Source organism: Lysinibacillus sp. S1, from assembly GCF_044986265.1.
Lineage (GTDB): Bacteria > Bacillota > Bacilli > Bacillales_A > Planococcaceae > Lysinibacillus > Lysinibacillus capsici.
On the sequence record NZ_CP173154.1, the window covers coordinates 3,234,547 to 3,256,581 of the forward strand.

The following is a 22,035-nucleotide window of genomic DNA, read 5'->3' on the forward strand; positions in this document are numbered from 1 at the left end:
AAAACTAAAACTTTGTGTGTACAAGCTAAATCGACATACTTTGCAATATGTATGTCCTACATAATGTTTTAATTAAAAATAAAGAGGGTATTCTTATGAAGACACAGCAGTTTTTTCGTCCAACAAAAGCAATAATAGACTTACAAGCAATTCAACAAAATGTAAAAAACTTAAAAGAATTTTTACGACCTAATGTTCAAATTATCGCTGTAGTAAAAGCAAATGCGTATGGTCATGGAGATGTAGCCGTTGCGCGGGCAGCTCTTGAAGCTGGTGCCACAGTACTTGCAGTGGCAACGCCCGATGAGGCATTACATATTCGAGCACATTTTGAAGAACCAGACATATTAATATTAGGTGCATCTCCAGTTTCGTTTGCTCCTTATGCAGCGCAGCAACGTATTATACTTACGGCATTTGCCGATGATTGGATTCAGCAAGCTGCTTCTCTTTTAGTGGATGAAGCGCTTCCTTTACGACTTCATATAAAAATAGATAGCGGAATGGGTAGAATAGGTATTCGCTCAGAGCAGGAATTATTAGAGCTCTATCAAACAATACAGTCTACAGATAACATGGAGCTGGATGGAATATTTACACACTTTGCGACAGCTGATGAAGAGGATACGCTACATTTTGATCAACAGGTACAATTTTTTGAGAAATGTTTAGCTGTAATACCTAATAAGCCGCGACTTGTTCATGCATCTAATACAGCCGCCTCATTAGTAAAAGATCCGCATTTACAATATGATGCTGTTAGATTTGGTATTTCGATGTATGGATTATCACCTTCTTCATATGTGAAAAGTATATTACCTTTTTCCTTGTTACCAGCGTTCTCGCTTGAAAGTGAACTTGTTCATGTAAAGCAAATAAAATCAGGTGATCCAGTTGGCTATGGAGCTACATATGTTGCTCCGACAGATATGTGGATAGGAACAATTCCAATTGGCTATGCAGATGGCGTGATTCGCAAGTTAGGTGGACAAGAGGTTTTAATTGATGGACAAAGAATGCCGATTGTTGGACGAATTTGTATGGACCAATGTATGGTTGCCCTACCAAAAGCATATGATATAGGTGAGAAGGTAACACTCATTGGTCGACAAGGAAATACTGGAGTATCGATCGATGAATGGGCAACAAAGCTCGAAACAATTAATTATGAAATACCATGCATTATAACAACAAGAGTTCCTAGAATATATCTTTAGTTGTCTTTCATTAGAATAAGTCAAATCTCAATGTAATGTCATGAGCAATGTTCCAAGTTGAAATTGGTAAATAAATTAGCACTGGAGAACTTATTTCTTTTCCAAAACATAGTAATGGCTCATATTTGAAAACACATTGCAATAATAATTATTCAGCATATACCTTCGACAACCAACATATTTTTACAATTTGTACTTCAAATTGTCAGATATTTTGTCATTTCATGTCTTTTCAACAATATCTTTCAATGATAGAATGGGAAGTAATGAAAAGTGTATGGTTCCGTTGGAGGTGCTTGCTGTGTACGAGAAAAAGTTAAGAGAAGCTACAATTGCTGTTCAAGACAGACTATTTCTACAAACAAAGGAAGTAATTGAAGGTGAATCTTTTGTGCGTATTTTGGCGCGCAAAAATTTAATGCAGGAGCAACCAAATCAAATACGGGAAGCTATGATTAAAGGATATGTTGAAATGTCTCATATTAATTTAATGATTGCGAGCGAATGCTTGCATGCAGAGTATGAAGCACAACATATGGTGGAGCGTCTCGTTAGCGGGGGATGACACTTTGAATGTAAAACGTGGTGACGTTTTTTTTGCAGACTTATCACCGGTAATAGGTTCTGAACAAGGAGGCACTAGGCCGGTGCTGATTATTCAAAATGATATTGGCAATCGATTTAGTCCGACTGTCATCATCGCAGCTATCACTGCACAGATTCAAAAGGCAAAGTTACCGACACACGTTGAAATCAATGCTGAAAAGTATGGTTTTGAACGTGATTCGGTTATTTTGCTAGAACAAGTGCGGACAATTGATAAGTCAAGATTGACGGATCGTATTACGCAACTGGATCATGCTGTGATGGAAAAAGTTGATGGTGCGTTGATGATTAGTTTAGGTCTAGTTAAATTTTGATATACATATGTGTATAGAAGCATCGAGATTATGATATCTCGATGCTTTTTTGTCTTATATCCTTGAAATGTCTTTACCATAATTTGAATTACGATAGATCTTGCTCAGCAAGCGATTTTGCTACGAAAGATGAAGTACCTGAAATAATTAAGCCAAGGTGTAATTGATAAATGTTACAAAAAGCTTTAAGATATACACAAGATTTTTAATAAAAATAGATTTTTGAAAAAATTCTTAAAAGGTATATGAAAATTTACATAGAATATTCCATTTATAGAGGCAATTCATTCATTTTAAATGATGGCAAGCAGTTTGAATAAAAGTGTAAGAGTATAACTCCAAAGGAAATGGAGGGACAGCAGTGACATATAGGTCTTCGGTTGAAATTATTACAGAGTGGGATATTGTTGCAGCTAGACAACTGGGGCGCAATGAAGCAAAAGCACTTGGATTTGGCACTGTTGATCAAGCCCGCATCACCACTGCAATTAGTGAATTAGCACGAAATATTTATTTATATGCAAGTATAGGTATCATAGCAATTGAAAGGGTTGAAGCAGATACTGAAAAGAAAATAGTTGTTGTTGCAACAGATCAAGGGCCTGGTATTAAAGATGTTCGTAAAGTAATGGAGGATGGTTATTCCACCTCGGGGGGGCTAGGTGCTGGTTTGCCAGGTGTTAAACGATTGATGGATAGTTTAGATATTCAATCTGTCGTTGGAGAGGGAACAACGATAAGAGCGGAAAAATGGTTGCGTTAGGACGTGAAGAAAACTGAAACAATTAGAAGCTCAGTATAAAAAAATATTAGCAGATTATATGGTCAACCAAACAGAAAGAAATTTATATATCGCTCAGAACTTCACACGTCAGTTAATTCAAAAAAATATTTCTCCCGAGGATGTTATTAGCATTCATAAAAATGCTGTAGAACAAATATTTCCGAATCAAATGAACGAATCACAGCCTGCTTATGATTTTTTGATTGAAGTAATGGTGCATTATGGAATGGCACATAGAGAGCATCAAAGTTTACTTCAAAAGCAAGCTGAATATGAAATGGAAATGAAAATAGCGACAAACATCCAAAAAACATTGTTGAAAACTTATGTGCCGAATATGCAAAATATTGATATAGGTATGATTTCAGTACCTATTCGAAAAATGAACGGCGATTATGTACATTTTTTTCATGATGGAGAAGAATATTTGAGTGTGGCTGTGACAGATGTTGTCGGTAAAGGAGTTCCTGCTGCTTTATGTATGTCGATGGTGAAATATGGACTTGAAACATTAGTATATGCATATAAAGATCCCTCATATGTTTTAGAAGTTATTAATAGGGTAATAGAAAAAGGTGTGGATGACAGTATGTTTGTTTCGATGTTTTATGGCTGCTTAGATGTAGAGCAAAACATTTTTTCTTATGCTTCGGCAGGCCATGAACCAGCTTTACATTATAGTGCAAAGAACGATCAGTTCTTTACCTTAGAGGCTAAAGGTTTACTATTGGGTGTATTGTCTGAAACAAACTATACGTTTCATGAAATTGTGTTAGAAGAGAATGATTTGATTATTATGATGACCGACGGTGTGACAGAATTTAGAGTGAAAGAAGAATTAAATTCGCGAGAGGTAATCACAACTTTAATAAAAGAAAATAGACATTTATCTGCCCAGCAATTGTGTCAGCTCCTTTATAAGGAAATAGAGAGAGTGCAAAATTTTAAACTATTTGATGATTTTACTGTAGTTATTTTAAAAAAATAGGTTTAAGTTTAAATTGAACAGGGTAGAGAAAATAGTCTAACAAATATGGTGGAGGTGTGCTATATGGACGTAACGATACATTTTAAAGAAATTGATCATAAATTATTTGGCTTTGTTGAGGGTGAGATTGATACGTTTACTGCTTCAGGATTACGAGACGAATTAGAAGCTGTAAAGATTACAGAGGGTTTAGAAATTGAGCTTGATCTATCAAAGGTAAATTACATGGATAGTACAGGACTTGGGATTTTTGTTGCCTTTTATAAAAGAGCATTACGTGAAAATGGTAAAGTAAAGCTCGTTGGTTTATCGAATAGGTTACAAAGATTATTTGAAATTACTGGTCTTAGTGATTTGATGGATATCGAAACTGATAAAAAGGTGGAATTAAGATAATGAAGGAATTTGACTATATTGAAATTAGAGTTCCTGCTAAACCGCAATTTGTCAGTGTCATTCGATTAACTGTCTCGGGCTTAGCGAGTAGGATTGGCTTTAATTATGATGATATTGAAGATTTAAAAATTGCAGCAAGTGAGGCTGTGACAAATGTTGTTCACCATGCTTATAAAGACGAAGAAGAGGGTGAAATTGTCATCGGGTGTGCGCTGTATGACAATAAAATGGAAATGATGATTGCGGATTACGGCAATAGTTTTAATTTTGAAGAGATTAAGTCTAAGATTGGGCCGTATCATCCTGAAGAAAGTATTGCAGGGCTAAGAGAAGGTGGTTTGGGACTTTATTTAATGGAAACTTTGATGGATGAGGTGATGATCAATAACGATGGTGGCGTAACTGTCTTCATGACAAAGTATGTCACTAGGGAGCAGGTGGAGAAAAATGTCGAAAGAATCACTACATAAATCTTCATCTAAAGAAGATGTACTTAAGTGGATTGAATTGTACCAGTCAACGGAGGATGATGAAGCACAAACCAATTTAGTGATTCATTATCGATATCTAGTTGAATCTATAGCTCGTAAATATTCGAATGGTAAATCATATTATGATGATATTGTTCAAGTAGGGATGCTGGGATTGTTAGGTGCAATAAGACGTTTTGATCCGAATGTTGGTCGTAGTTTTGAAGCTTTTGCCGTGCCAACAATTGTTGGGGAAATCAAACGTTTTTTACGTGATAAAACATGGGATGTGCATGTGCCTAGACGTATAAAGGAACTTGGGCCGAGGATTAAATCAACTGTGGAGGCGCTGACAATTGAATTACAGCGTTCTCCATCCATTAAAGATATTGCTGAACGATTAGAAGTAGCAGAGGAAGAGGTACTAGAAGCTATGGAAATGAGCCGTAGTTATCAAGCTCTTTCTATGGACCATTCGATAGAGTCAGACTCAGACGGTAGTACAGTCACGTTATTCGATATTTTGGGCAGGGAAGACGATGGCTATGAAATGACCAATAAACGAATGATTGTTTCAGAGGCGCTGGTTGTGTTGAATGAGAGGGAAAAACAAATTATTCAGCTTACATATCTAGAGCAACTTAGTCAAAAAGAAGCTGGAGAACGATTAGGGATTTCTCAAATGCATGTATCGAGGATACAAAGGAAAGCAATAAAGAAATTACAAGAGGCTATTCTAGCAAGTGGCAGTGTTTCGCTCTAATCTTTCATGGGTGTTTAATGAAAAATACCTTTAAAATGAATGGAAATAGTCTACTCATATTCGTCTGAGTAGACTATTTTTTTGCATTTTTAGTAAAGTGTAATGGTAAAATGAAAAGAAAAAGGTAGTGATGATGTGGAGCAAAAGCAAATGTTACAGCTCATTGCAAAGGATGTAGCAGTCAAACCAGGGCAAGTAGAAGCTGTTATTAACTTATTAGAAGAGGGAAATACGGTACCATTTATTGCGCGCTATCGAAAAGAGGTTACAGGATCACTTGATGAGGTGCAAATTAAAGCTGTAGAAGATCGTTATCACTACATACAGCAACTTGAACAACGAAAAGAAGAAGTTATACGATTAATCCAAGAGCAAGAAAAGCTTACACCAGAATTAGAGCAGGCTATTCTTTCTGCAACAATCTTACAACGTGTTGAGGATTTATATAGACCTTATAAGCAAAAACGACGTACAAAGGCGACGATTGCAAAAGAGAAAGGTTTAGAGCCTCTTGCAGATCTCCTGTTAGCATTTAGTGATGATGCATTAGAGCAATTAGCAACTGACTTTGTGGACAACGAACAAGTTGCTAATACGGAAGAAGCCCTGATAGGAGCTCGAGATATATTAGCAGAACGTTTTGCGGACGATGCCTCTATTCGTGAAAAAATCCGAGCTTATTCATGGAAAGATGGAATTCTTGTGACGTCTGTGAAAAATACAGAAATCGACGAGAAAAATGTTTTTGAAATGTATTACGAATATGAAGAGCCTGTTAGTCGCATTGTACCACACCGTATTTTAGCAATAAACCGAGGAGAGAAAGAAGAAATCTTAAAGGTTTCTATTCATGTGCCGGTGGACCGAGTATTAATGATTATGTGGAAAGAATGGATACCTGCAACTGGTTCGTCTCCTGCTATTGCAGAAGTTAAACTAGCAATCGAGGATTCGTACAAGCGTTTAATTCAGCCTTCAATTGAAAGGGAATTACGAAACGAGCTTACAGAAAAAGCTGAGGCACAGGCTATTCATATTTTTTCTGAAAATTTACGTAACCTATTGCTACAACCACCTATGAAAGGTAAATATGTTTTAGGGGTTGATCCAGCTTACCGTACAGGTTGCAAGCTGGCGGTTGTAGATGAAACTGGGAAAATGCTTGAGGTTACAGCTATTTACCCACATCCACCGAAACCAGATGTGGCAAAATCCAAAGCTATTGTAAAAGGAATTTTGGCAAAGTATCCAATAAGTATAATTGCCATTGGTAATGGTACAGCATCTCGGGAGACAGAACAATTTATCGCGGATGTATTAAATGAACTTACTACTGACATAGCCTATGTGATTGTCAATGAAGCGGGGGCATCTGTTTATTCAGCGTCTGAAATTGCACGTACAGAATTTCCTGATTTACAGGTTGAACAACGTAGTGCTGTCTCCATTGCACGTCGCTTACAGGATCCTTTATCAGAGTTAGTGAAAATTGAACCAAAAGCTGTGGGTGTAGGTCAGTATCAGCATGATGTTTCTCAAAAAAAATTAAATGAATCGCTATCTTTTATAGTAGAAACAGCTGTTAACCAAGTTGGTGTAGATGTAAATACGGCTTCATCATCACTCTTACAATATGTTTCTGGTCTATCAAAAACTGTTGCAGAGAATATCGTAAAGACGCGAGAGGAAAATGGTCAATTTACTACACGTGCGCAATTAAAGAAGATTCCAAGGTTAGGCGCCAAAACGTATGAACAAGCTATTGGTTTCCTACGTGTCCCAGAAGCAAAAAATCCGTTTGATGCTACAGGTATTCATCCTGAGAGCTATGCCCTTGCTGAGCAAATATTAGCAGAGGCTCAAATAGATAAAAAAGAGTTAGGGACACAGAAGGCAGAGGATGCTATTGCAGCACTAAAAATCCAAAAATTAAGTGATGTGCTTGGAGTAGGAGTTGTGACAATTCAAGATATCGTGGATACCTTAATGAAACCTAGTCGTGACCCACGTGATGCATTCCCACAACCATTGCTTAAGACTGATGTATTAAAAATGGAAGATTTAAAAGTAGGTATGGAATTGCAGGGGACGGTAAGAAATGTAGTAGATTTCGGCGCATTTGTTGACATTGGCGTGAAGCAAGATGGACTTGTGCATATTTCTAAACTCCAAAATAAACGTATAAAGCATCCATTAGAAGTTGTGGCACTTGGGGATATTGTAACTGTCTGGGTTGAACAAATAGATGTAACGAAAGGACGTATCTCTTTAACGATGCTTCCTCCTAAAAATCAAGCATTAGTTTGAGTACTAAATTTTTGCCACACTGTCTATACTACGCAGTGTGGTATTCTTGTTGTTAGAGGTGATTACTGTGGACAATCAAGAATTACAAGAGCTTGTTCGTCGCTTATCTTTAGAAAACTTTCAGAGGCCTTTTCTGCATCAAGCCTACTTTAATCCGAGATTACGGTCAACGGGAGGACGATATCTTTTACAATCCCATAATATTGAGATTAATCCTAAAGCCTATGAGTTATACGGTTTGAAAGAGATTCAAGGTATTGTTTTACACGAATTATGCCATTATCACCTACATATTGAAGGTAAAGGGTATCAGCATCGAGATAAAGATTTTAGAGAATTATTAAGGAAAGTAGATGCCCCTCGATTTTGCGCAGTTTTACATGTCCCGAAAGCTACAGTTAAAAAACAACGACGACGCTATACATATACTTGTGTCAATTGCCACCAATTATATATACGGAAAATAAAAATGAATGTTGAAAGGTATTGTTGCAGTAAGTGTTTGGGGAAATTAAAATTAGTAGAGTAAAAAAAGTTTAAAAAATAGTTGACGTTTTGTTGAGTTGTCCCTATAATAGTAAAAGTCGACAAGATAACGACGACAACATAACATGAATTATTCCGAAGTAGCTCAGTTGGTAGTAGCACCTGACTGTTAATCAGGTTGTCGCAGGTTCGAGTCCTGCCTTCGGAGCCATGGCCCCTTGGTCAAGTGGTTAAGACACCGCCCTTTCACGGCGGTAACACGGGTTCGAATCCCGTAGGGGTCATTTTTCATAATTTAATGTAAATAATATTTTGGTCCCGTGGTGTAGCGGTTAACATGCCTGCCTGTCACGCAGGAGATCGCCGGTTCGATCCCGGTCGGGACCGCCACTTATTGGGGTATAGCCAAGCGGTAAGGCAACGGATTTTGATTCCGTCATGCCTAGGTTCGAATCCTAGTACCCCAGCCATTCATTTCTTAATTCGAGCCATTAGCTCAGTTGGTAGAGCATCTGACTTTTAATCAGAGGGTCGAAGGTTCGAGTCCTTCATGGCTCATCTCTTTAAGAAAAAGAGTTGACTTTTTGAATTATCATAGTATAATAAAAAAGTTACTAATTGAATGCGGTCGTGGCGGAACGGCAGACGCGCTAGGTTGAGGGCCTAGTGGGGGCAACCCCGTGGAGGTTCAAGTCCTCTCGGCCGCACCAAGTCAATTAATTAATTTCATATGCGCCCGTAGCTCAATTGGATAGAGCGTCTGACTACGGATCAGAAGGTTGTGGGTTCGACTCCTGCCGGGCGCGCCATTTTCAAGAAAATATATGCGGGTGTAGTTTAATGGTAAAACCTCAGCCTTCCAAGCTGATGTCGTGAGTTCGATTCTCATCACCCGCTCCAAAAAAGTGTTGACAACCTCTTGGTTGTATGGTAAATTTAAATAGTTGTCCAAAAGGGCGATGACATGAACCTTGAAAACTGAACAAGCAAAACGTAATCAATAAAGTTTTAAGTAGCTAGCTTTTGCTAGTGAACAAAACAACAATTTTGGACATCAAACATGATGCCAGCAAAACATTTGAGCTAATCAAATTTCTTTTATGGAGAGTTTGATCCTGGCTCAGGACGAACGCTGGCGGCGTGCCTAATACATGCAAGTCGAGCGAACAGAAAAGGAGCTTGCTCCTTTGACGTTAGCGGCGGACGGGTGAGTAACACGTGGGCAACCTACCCTATAGTTTGGGATAACTCCGGGAAACCGGGGCTAATACCGAATAATCTCTTTTGCTTCATGGTGAAAGACTGAAAGACGGTTTCGGCTGTCGCTATAGGATGGGCCCGCGGCGCATTAGCTAGTTGGTGAGGTAACGGCTCACCAAGGCGACGATGCGTAGCCGACCTGAGAGGGTGATCGGCCACACTGGGACTGAGACACGGCCCAGACTCCTACGGGAGGCAGCAGTAGGGAATCTTCCACAATGGGCGAAAGCCTGATGGAGCAACGCCGCGTGAGTGAAGAAGGTTTTCGGATCGTAAAACTCTGTTGTAAGGGAAGAACAAGTACAGTAGTAACTGGCTGTACCTTGACGGTACCTTATTAGAAAGCCACGGCTAACTACGTGCCAGCAGCCGCGGTAATACGTAGGTGGCAAGCGTTGTCCGGAATTATTGGGCGTAAAGCGCGCGCAGGCGGTCCTTTAAGTCTGATGTGAAAGCCCACGGCTCAACCGTGGAGGGTCATTGGAAACTGGGGGACTTGAGTGCAGAAGAGGAAAGTGGAATTCCAAGTGTAGCGGTGAAATGCGTAGAGATTTGGAGGAACACCAGTGGCGAAGGCGACTTTCTGGTCTGTAACTGACGCTGAGGCGCGAAAGCGTGGGGAGCAAACAGGATTAGATACCCTGGTAGTCCACGCCGTAAACGATGAGTGCTAAGTGTTAGGGGGTTTCCGCCCCTTAGTGCTGCAGCTAACGCATTAAGCACTCCGCCTGGGGAGTACGGTCGCAAGACTGAAACTCAAAGGAATTGACGGGGGCCCGCACAAGCGGTGGAGCATGTGGTTTAATTCGAAGCAACGCGAAGAACCTTACCAGGTCTTGACATCCCGTTGACCACTGTAGAGATATAGTTTCCCCTTCGGGGGCAACGGTGACAGGTGGTGCATGGTTGTCGTCAGCTCGTGTCGTGAGATGTTGGGTTAAGTCCCGCAACGAGCGCAACCCTTGATCTTAGTTGCCATCATTTAGTTGGGCACTCTAAGGTGACTGCCGGTGACAAACCGGAGGAAGGTGGGGATGACGTCAAATCATCATGCCCCTTATGACCTGGGCTACACACGTGCTACAATGGACGATACAAACGGTTGCCAACTCGCGAGAGGGAGCTAATCCGATAAAGTCGTTCTCAGTTCGGATTGTAGGCTGCAACTCGCCTACATGAAGCCGGAATCGCTAGTAATCGCGGATCAGCATGCCGCGGTGAATACGTTCCCGGGCCTTGTACACACCGCCCGTCACACCACGAGAGTTTGTAACACCCGAAGTCGGTGAGGTAACCTTTTGGAGCCAGCCGCCGAAGGTGGGATAGATGATTGGGGTGAAGTCGTAACAAGGTAGCCGTATCGGAAGGTGCGGCTGGATCACCTCCTTTCTAAGGATTATTTCGGAATACAAACCTTGGGTTTGTAAGATTACGTTTTGCGTTCAGTTTTGAAGGTTCATTCTATCTGAATGAAACACTTCAAAACTTGTTCTTTGAAAACTGGATAAAACGACATTGAAATTGTAACAAACACATTTATTTTTTAAGTTTTTTATAGGCTTAATAACTTGGTTAAGTTATTAAGGGCGCACGGCGAATGCCTTGGCACTAGGAGCCGAAGAAGGACGGCACTAACACCGATATGCTTCGGGGAGCTGTAAGTGAGCTTTGATCCGGAGATTTCCGAATGGGGGAACCCACTACGTTTAATCGCGTAGTATCTTGACGTGAATACATAGCGTCTTGAAGGCAGACCCAGGGAACTGAAACATCTAAGTACCTGGAGGAAGAGAAAGAAAAATCGATTCCCTGAGTAGCGGCGAGCGAAACGGGAAGAGCCCAAACCAAGAGGCTTGCCTCTTGGGGTTGTAGGACACTCTATACGGAGTTACAAAAGAGCGAGTTAGATGAAGCGACTTGGAAAGGTCCGCCAGAGCAGGTAAAAGCCCTGTAGTCGAAAGTTCGTTCTCTCCTGAGTGGATCCTGAGTACGGCGGAACACGTGAAATTCCGTCGGAATCCGGGAGGACCATCTCCCAAGGCTAAATACTACCTAGTGACCGATAGTGAACCAGTACCGTGAGGGAAAGGTGAAAAGCACCCCGGAAGGGGAGTGAAAGAGATCCTGAAACCGTGTGCCTACAAGTAGTTAGAGCCCGTTAATGGGTGATAGCGTGCCTTTTGTAGAATGAACCGGCGAGTTACGATTACGTGCGAGGTTAAGCTTTAGAAGGCGGAGCCGCAGCGAAAGCGAGTCTGAATAGGGCGAAATAGTACGTGGTCGTAGACCCGAAACCAGGTGATCTACCCATGTCCAGGGTGAAGGTGAGGTAACACTTACTGGAGGCCCGAACCCACGCACGTTGAAAAGTGCGGGGATGAGGTGTGGGTAGCGGAGAAATTCCAATCGAACTTGGAGATAGCTGGTTCTCTCCGAAATAGCTTTAGGGCTAGCCTCGTGATGAGAATACTGGAGGTAGAGCACTGTTTGGACTAGGGGGCCATCCCGGTTTACCGAATTCAGACAAACTCCGAATGCCAGATATTTATACACGGGAGTCAGACTGCGAGTGATAAGATCCGTAGTCAAAAGGGAAACAGCCCAGACCACCAGCTAAGGTCCCAAAGTAATCGTTAAGTGGAAAAGGATGTGGCGTTGCACAGACAACCAGGATGTTGGCTTAGAAGCAGCCATCATTTAAAGAGTGCGTAATAGCTCACTGGTCGAGTGACGCTGCGCCGAAAATGTATCGGGGCTAAACGATTCACCGAAGCTGTGGATTGACATCTACGATGTCAGTGGTAGGAGAGCGTTCTAAGTGCGTTGAAGTCAGATCGGAAGGACTGGTGGAGCGCTTAGAAGTGAGAATGCCGGTATGAGTAGCGAAAGACGGGTGAGAATCCCGTCCACCGTATGACTAAGGTTTCCTGAGGAAGGCTCGTCCGCTCAGGGTTAGTCGGGACCTAAGCCGAGGCCGATAGGCGTAGGCGATGGACAACAGGTTGATATTCCTGTACCACCTCCTCACCGTTTGAGAAATGGGGGGACGCAGTAGGATAGGGTAAGCGCGCCGTTGGTTGTGCGCGTCCAAGCAGTAAGGCGTGTGTGTAGGCAAATCCGCACACTGTAACGTTGAGCTGTGATGGCGAGTCCGTATGGACGAAGTTCCTGATTTCACACTGCCAAGAAAAGCCTCTATCGAGGTGAGAGGTGCCCGTACCGCAAACCGACACAGGTAGTCGAGGAGAGAATCCTAAGGTGTGCGAGAGAACTCTCGTTAAGGAACTCGGCAAAATGACCCCGTAACTTCGGGAGAAGGGGTGCTCTTGAGCGTGCAAGCGCATGAGAGCCGCAGTGAATAGGCCCAGGCGACTGTTTAGCAAAAACACAGGTCTCTGCAAAACCGTAAGGTGACGTATAGGGGCTGACGCCTGCCCGGTGCTGGAAGGTTAAGAGGAGTGGTTAGCGCAAGCGAAGCTGCGAATTGAAGCCCCAGTAAACGGCGGCCGTAACTATAACGGTCCTAAGGTAGCGAAATTCCTTGTCGGGTAAGTTCCGACCCGCACGAAAGGCGTAACGATCTGGGCACTGTCTCAACGAGAGACTCGGTGAAATTATAGTACCTGTGAAGATGCAGGTTACCCGCGACAGGACGGAAAGACCCCGTGGAGCTTTACTGTAGCCTGATATTGAATTTTGGTACAACTTGTACAGGATAGGTAGGAGCCAGAGATCTCGGAGCGCCAGCTTCGAAGGAGGCGTCGGTGGGATACTACCCTGGTTGTATTGAAATTCTAACCCATGCCCCTTAGCGGGGCAGGAGACAGTGTCAGGCGGACAGTTTGACTGGGGCGGTCGCCTCCTAAAAGGTAACGGAGGCGCCCAAAGGTTCCCTCAGAATGGTTGGAAATCATTCGTAGAGTGTAAAGGCACAAGGGAGCTTGACTGCGAGACCTACAAGTCGAGCAGGGTCGAAAGACGGGCTTAGTGATCCGGTGGTTCCGCATGGAAGGGCCATCGCTCAACGGATAAAAGCTACCCCGGGGATAACAGGCTTATCTCCCCCAAGAGTCCACATCGACGGGGAGGTTTGGCACCTCGATGTCGGCTCATCGCATCCTGGGGCTGTAGTCGGTCCCAAGGGTTGGGCTGTTCGCCCATTAAAGCGGTACGCGAGCTGGGTTCAGAACGTCGTGAGACAGTTCGGTCCCTATCCGTCGTGGGCGTAGGAAATTTGAGAGGAGCTGTCCTTAGTACGAGAGGACCGGGATGGACACACCGCTGGTGTACCAGTTGTCTTGCCAAAGGCATCGCTGGGTAGCTATGTGTGGACGGGATAAGTGCTGAAAGCATCTAAGCATGAAGCCCCCCTCAAGATGAGATTTCCCATTACGCAAGTAAGTAAGATCCCTCAAAGACGATGAGGTAGATAGGTTCGAGGTGGAAGTGTGGTGACACATGGAGCTGACGAATACTAATCGATCGAGGACTTAACCAAAAAGTTTGAAACATTCAATGCACCGTTTATCCAGTTTTGAAAGAACAATTCTTTCAACAAAAAAAGAGAGCTTCAAGACACAAGTAGTACAAGGAAGCAAACGAGTGATTGAAGGAGCGTACTTCTGTACGTGACTGATTGAACGAGAGCAGCTGACGCAGTAATACGCCGTGTATTGGAGGTCGCATAAGTCTAGTGATGATGGCAAAGAGGTCACACCCGTTCCCATACCGAACACGGAAGTTAAGCTCTTTAGCGCCGATGGTAGTTGGGGGCTTCCCCCTGTGAGAGTAGGACGTCGCTAGGCAAACAAAACAGTCAGCTGTGTGTTGGCTGTTTTTTCTTTTATAAAAAGAGTAAGTACAAAGAATTTATTGTACTTACTCTTTAAAACATTTGTTATATATCAAAGTAAGCAGCTAAACTTCTTTAATGATATCTCCATATAAAACATCACTTTAATGGGCTATAAAATAATGAGTTCCTTAGGAGAGTGAGTGATGACTTCCACACCTTCTTTTGTAACGATAACATCATCCTCGATTCGAACACCACCTACATTAGGTATATAAATACCCGGTTCGACAGTTAGTACCATATTTTCTTCTAACATGTCTTTACATATGGTAGACATAAATATGTTTTCATGGATATCTAAGCCTATACCATGTCCTGCACCGTGTCCGTAATTTTGTCCATATCCCTTTTTAGTAATGAAGTCTCGTGAATAACTATCGGCCTCTTGTCCAGTAATACCAGCCTTCATATTGGAAAGGGCATGCTGTAAGGCACCATAAACTATTTGATATACTTCTTTTAATTGCTCTAATGGTTCTCCAACAGCAATCGTTCTTGTCATATCAGAACGATAACCTCGGTAGTAAGCACCAAAATCCATTGTCAACATGTCACCTTGCTCCACTATTTTAGAGGATGCTACACCATGTGGGAGTGCTGAACGATGGCCAGAAGCAATAATCATATCGAAGGCTGCACCTGTTGCACCATTTTTTCGCATATGAGACTCTAATTCATAGGCAATCTCAAGTTCTGAAATACCTGGTTTGATGAATGTCAGAATATGATTAAACGCCTCATCGGAAATCCATGCTGCTTTCTTAATTATTTCAATTTCTTCTGGTGTTTTAATCATCCGTAAATCTTCTACAATAGTAGGCATTGGTTTTAATATAGCTGTCAATTTGCTCTTCATTAATTGATAGCTAAAATAAGTTACATGATGTTGCTCAAAACCAACAGTTTGAATTAATTCCTGTTCAAGAATTTCCTGAATGGTTTCATATAAATGGTTGCGATCAATCTCTAGTACTTCAAAGGTGTCACACTGATTTGTTGCTTGCTGTGTGTAGCGGAAGTCTACTAATAAAAGTGCGCGTGTCTTTGTTACAATAACTGTACCTGCACTACCTGTAAAACCTGTTAGATAGCGACGATTTTGAGCATTTGTGATAATAATTGCATCGGTATTGTGGAGCTGTAAGGCTGCTTGTAATTGTTCTAATTTGACATGTTATGTTTCCCCCTTCAAAGTTAAATATACTGCAAAATTTGCATCATGTTTAGAGCTTATATGAAAGTAGATGTTGATTATGTGGAAAATATATTAAAAAAATGTGAAAAAAGATATTGTATATCTATATTTTCTATGATATATTTATAAATGTCTTAAAGAGGTCCCGTGGTGTAGCGGTTAACATGCCTGCCTGTCACGCAGGAGATCGCCGGTTCGATCCCGGTCGGGACCGCCATTTAAATTGATATTACAGTCCTTATGATTTTACATCATAGGGACTTTTTTGTATGTGATTGGAGTATGGATCCAATTCATCTTTCAGGAGTTTATCAGTAAATTAAGTAGAAATTACATGACAAATGAATAATGTCGAAAGGATCAACACTGCCTAGTAGAAACACAGAGGCTAAAAGCATAACATTTTGTGAAGTATTTGAGACCAACTTCCCTTTATTATTTCATAAACAACATCTATTTCCCTAAAACATATCAAGTGTATCTAAAAAATGGCTTAAATCGCTGTGAAATGATCGATAATATTGCCATAAACATAGCGAATTTCATATATTTAACATTATCTAAAAATAGTAAAAATTACCGATAAATGATAGCGTTTCTATAAGGTAAAATTAGAGATGTTTCTAATATAAAGATTAGGGGTAAAAAAGTAGATGTAATCGGATTGGCTACGGAGGTGTTTATATGAGCAAAGATTATTCTTTTAAAAGTATTTATTTCCCTTTGCTTATTGGTTCCATGATAATGATGGTAGGCTGTGGAGATCCTATTATGGAGATTGAAGAATCAAATGCGTATCACTGGCAAAAAAATATGAACGAAGTAGAATTTGAGAAATTAAAAAATGATATGTCATATATTGAGGTAGTAGAAGCAGCAGGCGGCGCAGGTAAAAAAATCAAAAATAATGAATATCGTTGGAATGATGAAATCTTGATGACACAGGCCTATATAGTAAAATTTAAGGATGATAAACTAATTGGCAAAGAAATCATAGCAGTGAAAGGTCATTCAAACAGATAAATAGTTGTCACGTCTTTGTAAAAGAAGGCGTGTTTTTTTATTTAAATGGCTACCATGTCATAAAATTAGGCTTTTTAACGAAGATAATCTATGTAGGATATAATGATATTGGATGCTTTGAACATTTTCGCTAGTTTAGGTAAACTAGAGGTAATGTAGTGATGAGAGGAAAAATGAGAATGTATGAAATAATCATGAATTCAGTTGATGATACAGAGCGTTTTGCCGTGACACTTGCAAAATTACTAGAAGCTCAAGATACAATTACATTAGAAGGAGATTTGGGTGCAGGCAAGACAACGTTTACGAAGGCCTTAGCAAAAGGGCTTGGTGTGAAAAGAACGGTCAACAGTCCAACATTTACAATCATTAAACAGTATGAAGGACGTTTACCCTTCAATCATTTAGATGTTTATCGTTTGGCTGAAAGTGACGAGGACCTTGGTTGGGATGAATTATTTTATGGAGATGCAGTATCAGTGGTAGAGTGGGCGCATTTAATAGAACAGGATTTGCCACGGAATCGATTAGCGATAGAGATTTATCGAATCGGAGACAATGAACGACGATTTGTGTTAATACCTAGTGGGGAACGCTATGAGGCACTATGTGAGGAGCTAATGAAATGATTTGGTTAGGAATAGAAACAGCGAATACACCACTTTCCGTTGCTATTGTGAGGGATGGAAAAGTGGTAGCTGAGCTGGTACAAAATATAAAATTAACACATTCAGCAGGCGCAATGCCCGCTATTGAAGAGGTATTAGCAAGAGCAGGTTTGAAGGCAGGCGACTTGGATGTTATTGCAGTGTCTGAAGGGCCAGGTTCGTATACAGGGGTCCGTATAGGTGTAACATTAGCGAAAACCCTAGCATGGACATTACAGATACCTTTAGTTGGTGTCTCTAGCTTAAAAGCATTAGCTGCAAATGCTACCCTTTATAATGGATTAATTTGTCCAATTTTTGATGCAAGAAGAGATAATGTTTATACAGCTGTTTATCAAGGAGTGACTCTAGAGGCTCTTGTGGAGGATCATCATGCACATATCGCTGATTTATTAGAGCGTTTAAGGGCATTAGATGCACCTATTTTATTTGTAGGAACAGATGTGGGCTTATTTTGGGATAACATTGTAGAGGAGCTTGGCGATAACGCTTTTCGTGCACCTTTTAGTCTTGACTTGCCACGTGCAACGGAAGTTATTCGTGTAGGAACTAAAGTGGAATTACCGAGTGTTGAAGCTACTCATCACTTTGTCCCACAATATAAACGAATTGCAGAGGCTGAAGCAAATTGGCTGAAAGAACAGAAGGAGAAAGAACATGAGTAGTGATGTAACTTATCGTAAAATGGTTTCTGATGATGTACCAGCAGTTTATGAAATTGAAGTAGCTTCATTTCCTGTACCTTGGACGTTGGATTCCTTTTACTATGAAGTACATGAAAATCAGTATGCCCATTATGTGCTGGCTGTTGATGCAAGTGGACGTATTATTGGTTTTTGCGGGATGTGGATGGTTATAGATGCAGCCCAAATTACGAATGTAGCTGTTATTGAGGCAGCTCGTGGACGAGGTATAGGCGAGGGATTAATGCGTGAGGCAATGCAAATAGCTCGTTTACATGGAATGGAGGTTATGACATTGGAGGTACGAGTAACGAACACAGTTGCACAAAATCTTTATCGTAAGCTCCAATTCCAAGATGGTGGTATACGGAAAGGCTATTATACGGATAACGGGGAGGATGCCCTTGTCATGTGGGTGAATTTATAATGAATAATGGATTGATATTAGCAATAGAATCAAGCTGTGATGAAACAGCTGCAGCGATTATACGAAATGGTCATGAAATCGTGTCGAATGTTGTTGCTTCTCAAATAGAGAGTCATAAGCGATTTGGTGGCGTTGTTCCTGAAATTGCATCACGCCATCACGTTGAACAAATTACGATGGTAATTGAAGAAGCATTAGCTCAAGCAAATTTAAAGCCGGTAGATTTGGATGCGGTTGCTGTTACAGAGGGTCCGGGTCTTGTAGGGGCATTGTTGATTGGCATTAATGCAGCGAAGGCTTTTGCCTTTGCGAATAACCTACCAATTGTAGGTGTGCATCATATTGCAGGGCATATTTATGCCAATGCGCTTGTTCAGCCGATGGAGTTCCCTTTATTAGCACTAGTAGTTTCAGGCGGTCATACAGAGCTTGTCTATATGAAGGAACATGGCTCTTTTGAGGTCATTGGTGAAACAAGAGATGATGCAGCTGGTGAAGCTTATGATAAAGTGGCGCGTGTTTTAAATTTACCTTATCCTGGTGGGCCACATATTGATCGTCTTGCTCATGAGGAAGGAGAGGCTGTTCCTTTTCCAAGAGTATGGTTGGAAGAGGATTCATATGATTTTAGCTTTAGCGGTTTAAAATCAGCTGTCATCAATTATAAACATAATATGGATCAACGAGGTGAAGCTATTTCACCAGCAGCTGTCGCCAAGGGCTTTCAGGAAAGTGTTGTTGAAGTACTGACTGCTAAGACATTACGTGCTGCTCGCGAATATCAGGTGAAACAGGTTATTGCAGCTGGAGGTGTAGCAGCAAATAAGGGGTTGCGAATTTCTTTGGAGACTGTATTTGAAGAGGAAGGTATCCCGTTTTTTGTACCGCCGCTTAAATTGTGTACTGATAATGCGGCAATGATTGGCGCAGCAGCTATGCCGATGTTTGAGGCTGGTATTCGAGGAAACTTAATGATGAATGGACGTCCAGGAATGGAGTTAAAATCCTGGGTATAGTGTAAGAAAGAGGTATCTATATTTTTAGATATCTCTTTTTTTAATTGTCGAATAATTGTTGATAAAAAAGAACCGTGCTAAGGGAATAGTCAGTAGAGGCATCACAATTGACAAATTTTTCAGAAAATTATCCACAGGTAAAGGAGCGAATTAAATGGCGAACACGCGTACTTATGCACAAATTGTTGATAACTTGTGTATAACTTGTGATTATTCAATATATAGTAGCTGGTTTTATACGATAGAATGTGGATAAAATAAATTTTCATTGTGGACAATGTGGAAAACTCTGTTGATATGTTGGTACTACTAGATTTGTAGTGTGAATAAAACTGTGGGCATTTTTTGTCGAAAAATAGCACTTGACCAATATATATGAAAAATGAAGACAAGTAAAGAAAAAGCCATGTGACCTTTCACATGGCTTACATCATTTACATACTAATATTTTCAAGTTCTTCATTTAACTCAAGCCATTCTAATTCTAATAGCTCATGCTGTTCTTTAGCAGTTGCTAATTCTGCTTGAAGCATTGAAATTTTTTCATGGTCGGTAAAAATGGCAGAGTCACAAAGAGCTTCTTCTAGTCTTGCAACAATAGCAGATGTTTCTTGCATCTTGCTTTCTAAATCTTCAATCGTACGTCTAATTTGACGTTCACGCTTTTTTGCTTCTTTATCAATTTTTGATGTAGAGGTTTTATCAGGTAGGTCTTGCTGTACTTGTGGTTGGGAGGCAGCCTTCATTTGTGCTAGCTCCAATAGTTCCTGCTTTTTCTCAACGTAATAATCGTAGTCACCTAAATATTCAAATGAACCCGTTCCAGATAACTCCACCACTTTTGTTGCGATACGATTAATGAAGTAGCGGTCGTGTGAGACAAATAGAAGCGTACCTGGAGAATCAATCAAGGCATTTTCTAATACCTCTTTGCTATCTAAGTCCAAATGATTGGTAGGCTCATCTAGAATTAAGAAATTAGCCTTTTGCATCATTAGCTTTGCGAGTGCAAGGCGTGCTTTTTCACCGCCCGATAAAGAGGATACAGCTTTATCCACATCTTCACCACTAAAAAGAAAACGCCCTAATACAGTTCGAATATCTTTTTCGTTCATGAGTGGCCATTCATCCCATAATTCTTTTAGGACACTCTTATTGCTCGATAGCTTTGCTTGCTCTTGATCATAGTAGCCGATTTGTACATTCGTACCATAACGAATACTACCTCCAAGAGGGGATAAATCTTTTACAATTGTTTTTAATAATGTCGATTTACCAACTCCGTTTGGTCCAACAAGGGCAATACGATCCTCACGAAAAGTGCGGAGGTTTATCCCACTAGAAATGGTACGATCGTTATAACCTATCGTTAATTCATCAACAGATAAAACATCATTTCCACTTTGACGTTCAATCGTGAAACCGAAACTAGCGGATTTCTCATCACCATCCGGCGATTCCATCCACTCGGTACGTTCAAGCATTTTACGTCGACTTTGTGCCATTTTTGTTGTAGAAGCACGTGCAATATTTTTTTGGATAAAATCCTCTAGCTTGGCCTTTTCATCTTGCTGACGTTCAAAGAGTTTGACATCACGCTCATAATTTTTAGCTTTTTCATCTAGATATGCACTATAATTACCCGGATATTTGGTAACGCGATGACGAGATACTTCGTAGACAATAGAAACGACTTGGTCTAAGAAGTAGCGGTCATGGGAAACAATTAAAATAGCGCCTTCATAGCCCTTTAAATAGGATTCCAACCAAGATAGTGTTTCGATATCTAAATGGTTCGTTGGCTCATCGAGAATTAAAAGATCTGGTTTACTAAGTAAGAGCTTAGCAAGTGCTAAACGTGTGCGCTGTCCACCAGATAAGGAACTGATGGGTTTGTCATAGTCTTCGGAATAAAATTGCATACCATGAAGGACTGACCGTATGTCTGATTCATATTGATAGCCACCTGCATCTTTAAACGTATGCTGTAATTGATCGTATTCCGACATAACTTTCGCATACATAGTAGGGTTTTCATAGACAGTAGGATCAGCCATTTGTTGTTCAAGTGAGCGTAGCAGCTGTTCTTGGGCTAAAAGAGATTCAAATATAGTCATCATTTCATTCCAAATTGTTAGCGTAGAGTTTAATCCTGCATGTTGCTCTAAATAGCCTATTTGAATATCCTTTGGGATAATGATATCACCTGAATCATAAGACATTTGACCAGCAATTATTTTTAATAAAGTAGATTTACCTGCACCGTTTCGTCCTACTAAGGCAACACGGTCACGGTGTTGAACTTCTAATTTAACACCACTTAAAATTTCATCTGCAAGAAAGGATTTAGTTAGTTGATTGACCTGTAAAACAATCATTCTTGACACCTCAATTCTACCTTAGTGTAATGGATGAACGATTTGCATGCAATGTCCGTGCTTTACTTATTCCTAGCAGTCATGTAAGATTGAAACGATTTCTTTTTAGTTAGCTGCGTATAAGGCGCCATTAACTAAAGAGAAATACAGCAGGGGATTGCAAAAATGTTGTATATTGTTAAGGATGAATGTATTAAAA

At 40.7% G+C, this 22,035-nt stretch carries 17 protein-coding genes, 9 tRNA genes and 3 rRNA genes; 27 read left to right on the plus strand and 2 right to left on the minus strand.

Going from position 1 to position 22,035, the window contains the following annotated elements; all coding sequences use genetic code 11:
* Nucleotides 1-95: 95 nt before the first annotated feature.
* The 21 genes from alr (at nucleotide 96) to rrf (ending at nucleotide 14,396) form a co-directional block, all read left to right on the plus strand.
* Nucleotides 96-1,217, plus strand: a complete 1,122-nt coding sequence (gene alr, locus ACHZEU_RS16090; protein WP_048394285.1) for an alanine racemase — start codon at nucleotides 96-98, stop codon at nucleotides 1,215-1,217.
* Between the two features lie 301 nt (nucleotides 1,218-1,518).
* The gene (locus tag ACHZEU_RS16095) at nucleotides 1,519-1,782 is read left to right on the plus strand and encodes a hypothetical protein (RefSeq protein ID WP_004232053.1); all 264 of its coding nucleotides are present in this window, start codon (nucleotides 1,519-1,521) and stop codon (nucleotides 1,780-1,782) included.
* Nucleotides 1,783-1,786: 4 nt separating this feature from the next.
* Nucleotides 1,787-2,137, plus strand: coding sequence for a type II toxin-antitoxin system PemK/MazF family toxin (locus tag ACHZEU_RS16100; protein WP_004232054.1), 351 nt, complete (start codon nucleotides 1,787-1,789; stop codon nucleotides 2,135-2,137).
* A 361-nt stretch (nucleotides 2,138-2,498) separates the two neighbouring features.
* Complete coding sequence (locus ACHZEU_RS16105; protein ID WP_048394287.1) at nucleotides 2,499-2,900, plus strand: anti-sigma regulatory factor; 402 nt, start codon at nucleotides 2,499-2,501, stop codon at nucleotides 2,898-2,900.
* A 58-nt stretch (nucleotides 2,901-2,958) separates the two neighbouring features.
* Nucleotides 2,959-3,909, plus strand: a complete 951-nt coding sequence (locus tag ACHZEU_RS16110; RefSeq protein ID WP_048394289.1) for a PP2C family protein-serine/threonine phosphatase — start codon at nucleotides 2,959-2,961, stop codon at nucleotides 3,907-3,909.
* Nucleotides 3,910-3,972: 63 nt separating this feature from the next.
* Nucleotides 3,973-4,305, plus strand: a complete 333-nt coding sequence (locus ACHZEU_RS16115; protein ID WP_016993414.1) for an STAS domain-containing protein — start codon at nucleotides 3,973-3,975, stop codon at nucleotides 4,303-4,305.
* Entirely contained in the window at nucleotides 4,305-4,775 is a 471-nt protein-coding gene (rsbW, locus tag ACHZEU_RS16120) for an anti-sigma B factor RsbW (RefSeq protein WP_016993413.1), read from the plus strand. Before ACHZEU_RS16115 ends, rsbW begins: the two co-directional genes overlap by 1 nt.
* Nucleotides 4,753-5,538: an RNA polymerase sigma factor SigB gene (gene sigB / locus ACHZEU_RS16125; RefSeq protein ID WP_048394290.1), complete on the plus strand. Its 786-nt coding sequence runs from the start codon at nucleotides 4,753-4,755 to the stop codon at nucleotides 5,536-5,538. The genes rsbW and sigB overlap by 23 nt, the downstream gene beginning before the upstream one ends.
* Nucleotides 5,539-5,673: 135 nt before the next feature.
* Nucleotides 5,674-7,845: a Tex family protein gene (locus tag ACHZEU_RS16130; RefSeq protein ID WP_048394292.1), complete on the plus strand. Its 2,172-nt coding sequence runs from the start codon at nucleotides 5,674-5,676 to the stop codon at nucleotides 7,843-7,845.
* Nucleotides 7,846-7,912: 67 nt separating this feature from the next.
* Entirely contained in the window at nucleotides 7,913-8,374 is a 462-nt protein-coding gene (locus ACHZEU_RS16135; protein WP_048394293.1) for a SprT family protein, read from the plus strand.
* A 91-nt stretch (nucleotides 8,375-8,465) separates the two neighbouring features.
* Nucleotides 8,466-8,542: transfer RNA gene (locus tag ACHZEU_RS16140), tRNA-Asn, on the plus strand.
* 1 nt (nucleotide 8,543) lies between these two features.
* Nucleotides 8,544-8,615, plus strand: a tRNA-Glu gene (locus ACHZEU_RS16145).
* 30 nt (nucleotides 8,616-8,645) lie between these two features.
* Nucleotides 8,646-8,721, plus strand: a tRNA-Asp gene (locus ACHZEU_RS16150).
* Between the two features lie 5 nt (nucleotides 8,722-8,726).
* A tRNA-Gln gene (locus ACHZEU_RS16155) sits at nucleotides 8,727-8,801 on the plus strand.
* 15 nt (nucleotides 8,802-8,816) lie between these two features.
* Nucleotides 8,817-8,889 (plus strand) — tRNA-Lys (locus tag ACHZEU_RS16160).
* A gap of 66 nt (nucleotides 8,890-8,955) precedes the next feature.
* Nucleotides 8,956-9,041 (plus strand) — tRNA-Leu (locus ACHZEU_RS16165).
* A gap of 22 nt (nucleotides 9,042-9,063) precedes the next feature.
* Nucleotides 9,064-9,140 (plus strand) — tRNA-Arg (locus ACHZEU_RS16170).
* Nucleotides 9,141-9,157: 17 nt separating this feature from the next.
* A tRNA-Gly gene (locus ACHZEU_RS16175) sits at nucleotides 9,158-9,231 on the plus strand.
* A 197-nt stretch (nucleotides 9,232-9,428) separates the two neighbouring features.
* Nucleotides 9,429-10,980 (plus strand): 16S ribosomal RNA (locus ACHZEU_RS16180).
* A 181-nt stretch (nucleotides 10,981-11,161) separates the two neighbouring features.
* Nucleotides 11,162-14,089: ribosomal RNA gene (locus tag ACHZEU_RS16185) — 23S ribosomal RNA — on the plus strand.
* Between the two features lie 191 nt (nucleotides 14,090-14,280).
* Nucleotides 14,281-14,396 (plus strand): 5S ribosomal RNA (gene rrf / locus ACHZEU_RS16190).
* Together the 16S, 23S and 5S rRNA genes with 8 tRNA genes alongside form the textbook arrangement of a ribosomal RNA operon.
* 159 nt (nucleotides 14,397-14,555) lie before the next feature.
* Here rrf and ACHZEU_RS16195 read toward each other — a convergent pair.
* Nucleotides 14,556-15,566, minus strand: coding sequence for a M24 family metallopeptidase (locus tag ACHZEU_RS16195; protein WP_404804598.1), 1,011 nt, complete (start codon nucleotides 15,564-15,566; stop codon nucleotides 14,556-14,558).
* Nucleotides 15,567-15,782: 216 nt separating this feature from the next.
* Between ACHZEU_RS16195 and ACHZEU_RS16200 the strand changes: the two genes are divergently transcribed.
* The 6 genes from ACHZEU_RS16200 to tsaD all read left to right on the plus strand — a co-directional run bounded on the left by ACHZEU_RS16200 (nucleotide 15,783) and on the right by tsaD (nucleotide 19,458).
* Nucleotides 15,783-15,858 (plus strand) — tRNA-Asp (locus ACHZEU_RS16200).
* Nucleotides 15,859-16,325: 467 nt separating this feature from the next.
* Nucleotides 16,326-16,664 carry a hypothetical protein gene (locus tag ACHZEU_RS16205; RefSeq protein ID WP_048394912.1) on the plus strand — a complete coding sequence of 113 codons (339 nt, stop codon included), beginning with the start codon at nucleotides 16,326-16,328 and terminating at the stop codon, nucleotides 16,662-16,664.
* Nucleotides 16,665-16,843: 179 nt separating this feature from the next.
* Entirely contained in the window at nucleotides 16,844-17,293 is a 450-nt protein-coding gene (tsaE, locus tag ACHZEU_RS16210) for a tRNA (adenosine(37)-N6)-threonylcarbamoyltransferase complex ATPase subunit type 1 TsaE (RefSeq protein ID WP_048394914.1), read from the plus strand.
* Nucleotides 17,290-17,997, plus strand: coding sequence for a tRNA (adenosine(37)-N6)-threonylcarbamoyltransferase complex dimerization subunit type 1 TsaB (tsaB, locus tag ACHZEU_RS16215; RefSeq protein WP_048394916.1), 708 nt, complete (start codon nucleotides 17,290-17,292; stop codon nucleotides 17,995-17,997). The genes tsaE and tsaB overlap by 4 nt, the downstream gene beginning before the upstream one ends.
* Nucleotides 17,990-18,442 carry a ribosomal protein S18-alanine N-acetyltransferase gene (gene rimI, locus ACHZEU_RS16220; RefSeq protein WP_048394918.1) on the plus strand — a complete coding sequence of 151 codons (453 nt, stop codon included), beginning with the start codon at nucleotides 17,990-17,992 and terminating at the stop codon, nucleotides 18,440-18,442. Before tsaB ends, rimI begins: the two co-directional genes overlap by 8 nt.
* A complete protein-coding gene (tsaD, locus tag ACHZEU_RS16225; protein WP_048394920.1) occupies nucleotides 18,442-19,458 on the plus strand; it encodes a tRNA (adenosine(37)-N6)-threonylcarbamoyltransferase complex transferase subunit TsaD in 1,017 nt (338 codons plus the stop codon). Before rimI ends, tsaD begins: the two co-directional genes overlap by 1 nt.
* A 434-nt stretch (nucleotides 19,459-19,892) precedes the next feature.
* On the opposite strand, the gene ACHZEU_RS16230 is transcribed toward tsaD, so the two are convergent.
* On the minus strand, nucleotides 19,893-21,836 hold the full coding sequence (locus ACHZEU_RS16230; protein ID WP_404803562.1) for an ATP-binding cassette domain-containing protein: 1,944 nt from the start codon (nucleotides 21,834-21,836) through the stop codon (nucleotides 19,893-19,895).
* Nucleotides 21,837-22,035: the final 199 nt, after the last annotated feature.

Excerpts from the sequence above, each read along its gene's own strand:
- alr (WP_048394285.1), top strand. The coding sequence starts at position 96 with ATGAAGACACAGCAGTTTTTTCGTCCAACAAAAGCAATAATAGACTTA.
- ACHZEU_RS16110 (WP_048394289.1), top strand. The coding sequence starts at position 2,959 with ATGGTCAACCAAACAGAAAGAAATTTATATATCGCTCAGAACTTCACA.
- ACHZEU_RS16115 (WP_016993414.1), top strand. The coding sequence starts at position 3,973 with ATGGACGTAACGATACATTTTAAAGAAATTGATCATAAATTATTTGGC.
- rsbW (WP_016993413.1), top strand. The coding sequence starts at position 4,305 with ATGAAGGAATTTGACTATATTGAAATTAGAGTTCCTGCTAAACCGCAA.
- sigB (WP_048394290.1), top strand. The coding sequence starts at position 4,753 with ATGTCGAAAGAATCACTACATAAATCTTCATCTAAAGAAGATGTACTT.
- ACHZEU_RS16205 (WP_048394912.1), top strand. The coding sequence starts at position 16,326 with ATGAGCAAAGATTATTCTTTTAAAAGTATTTATTTCCCTTTGCTTATT.
- tsaE (WP_048394914.1), top strand. The coding sequence starts at position 16,844 with ATGTATGAAATAATCATGAATTCAGTTGATGATACAGAGCGTTTTGCC.
- tsaB (WP_048394916.1), top strand. The coding sequence starts at position 17,290 with ATGATTTGGTTAGGAATAGAAACAGCGAATACACCACTTTCCGTTGCT.
- rimI (WP_048394918.1), top strand. The coding sequence starts at position 17,990 with ATGAGTAGTGATGTAACTTATCGTAAAATGGTTTCTGATGATGTACCA.
- tsaD (WP_048394920.1), top strand. The coding sequence starts at position 18,442 with ATGAATAATGGATTGATATTAGCAATAGAATCAAGCTGTGATGAAACA.
- ACHZEU_RS16230 (WP_404803562.1), bottom strand. The coding sequence starts at position 21,836 with ATGATTGTTTTACAGGTCAATCAACTAACTAAATCCTTTCTTGCAGAT.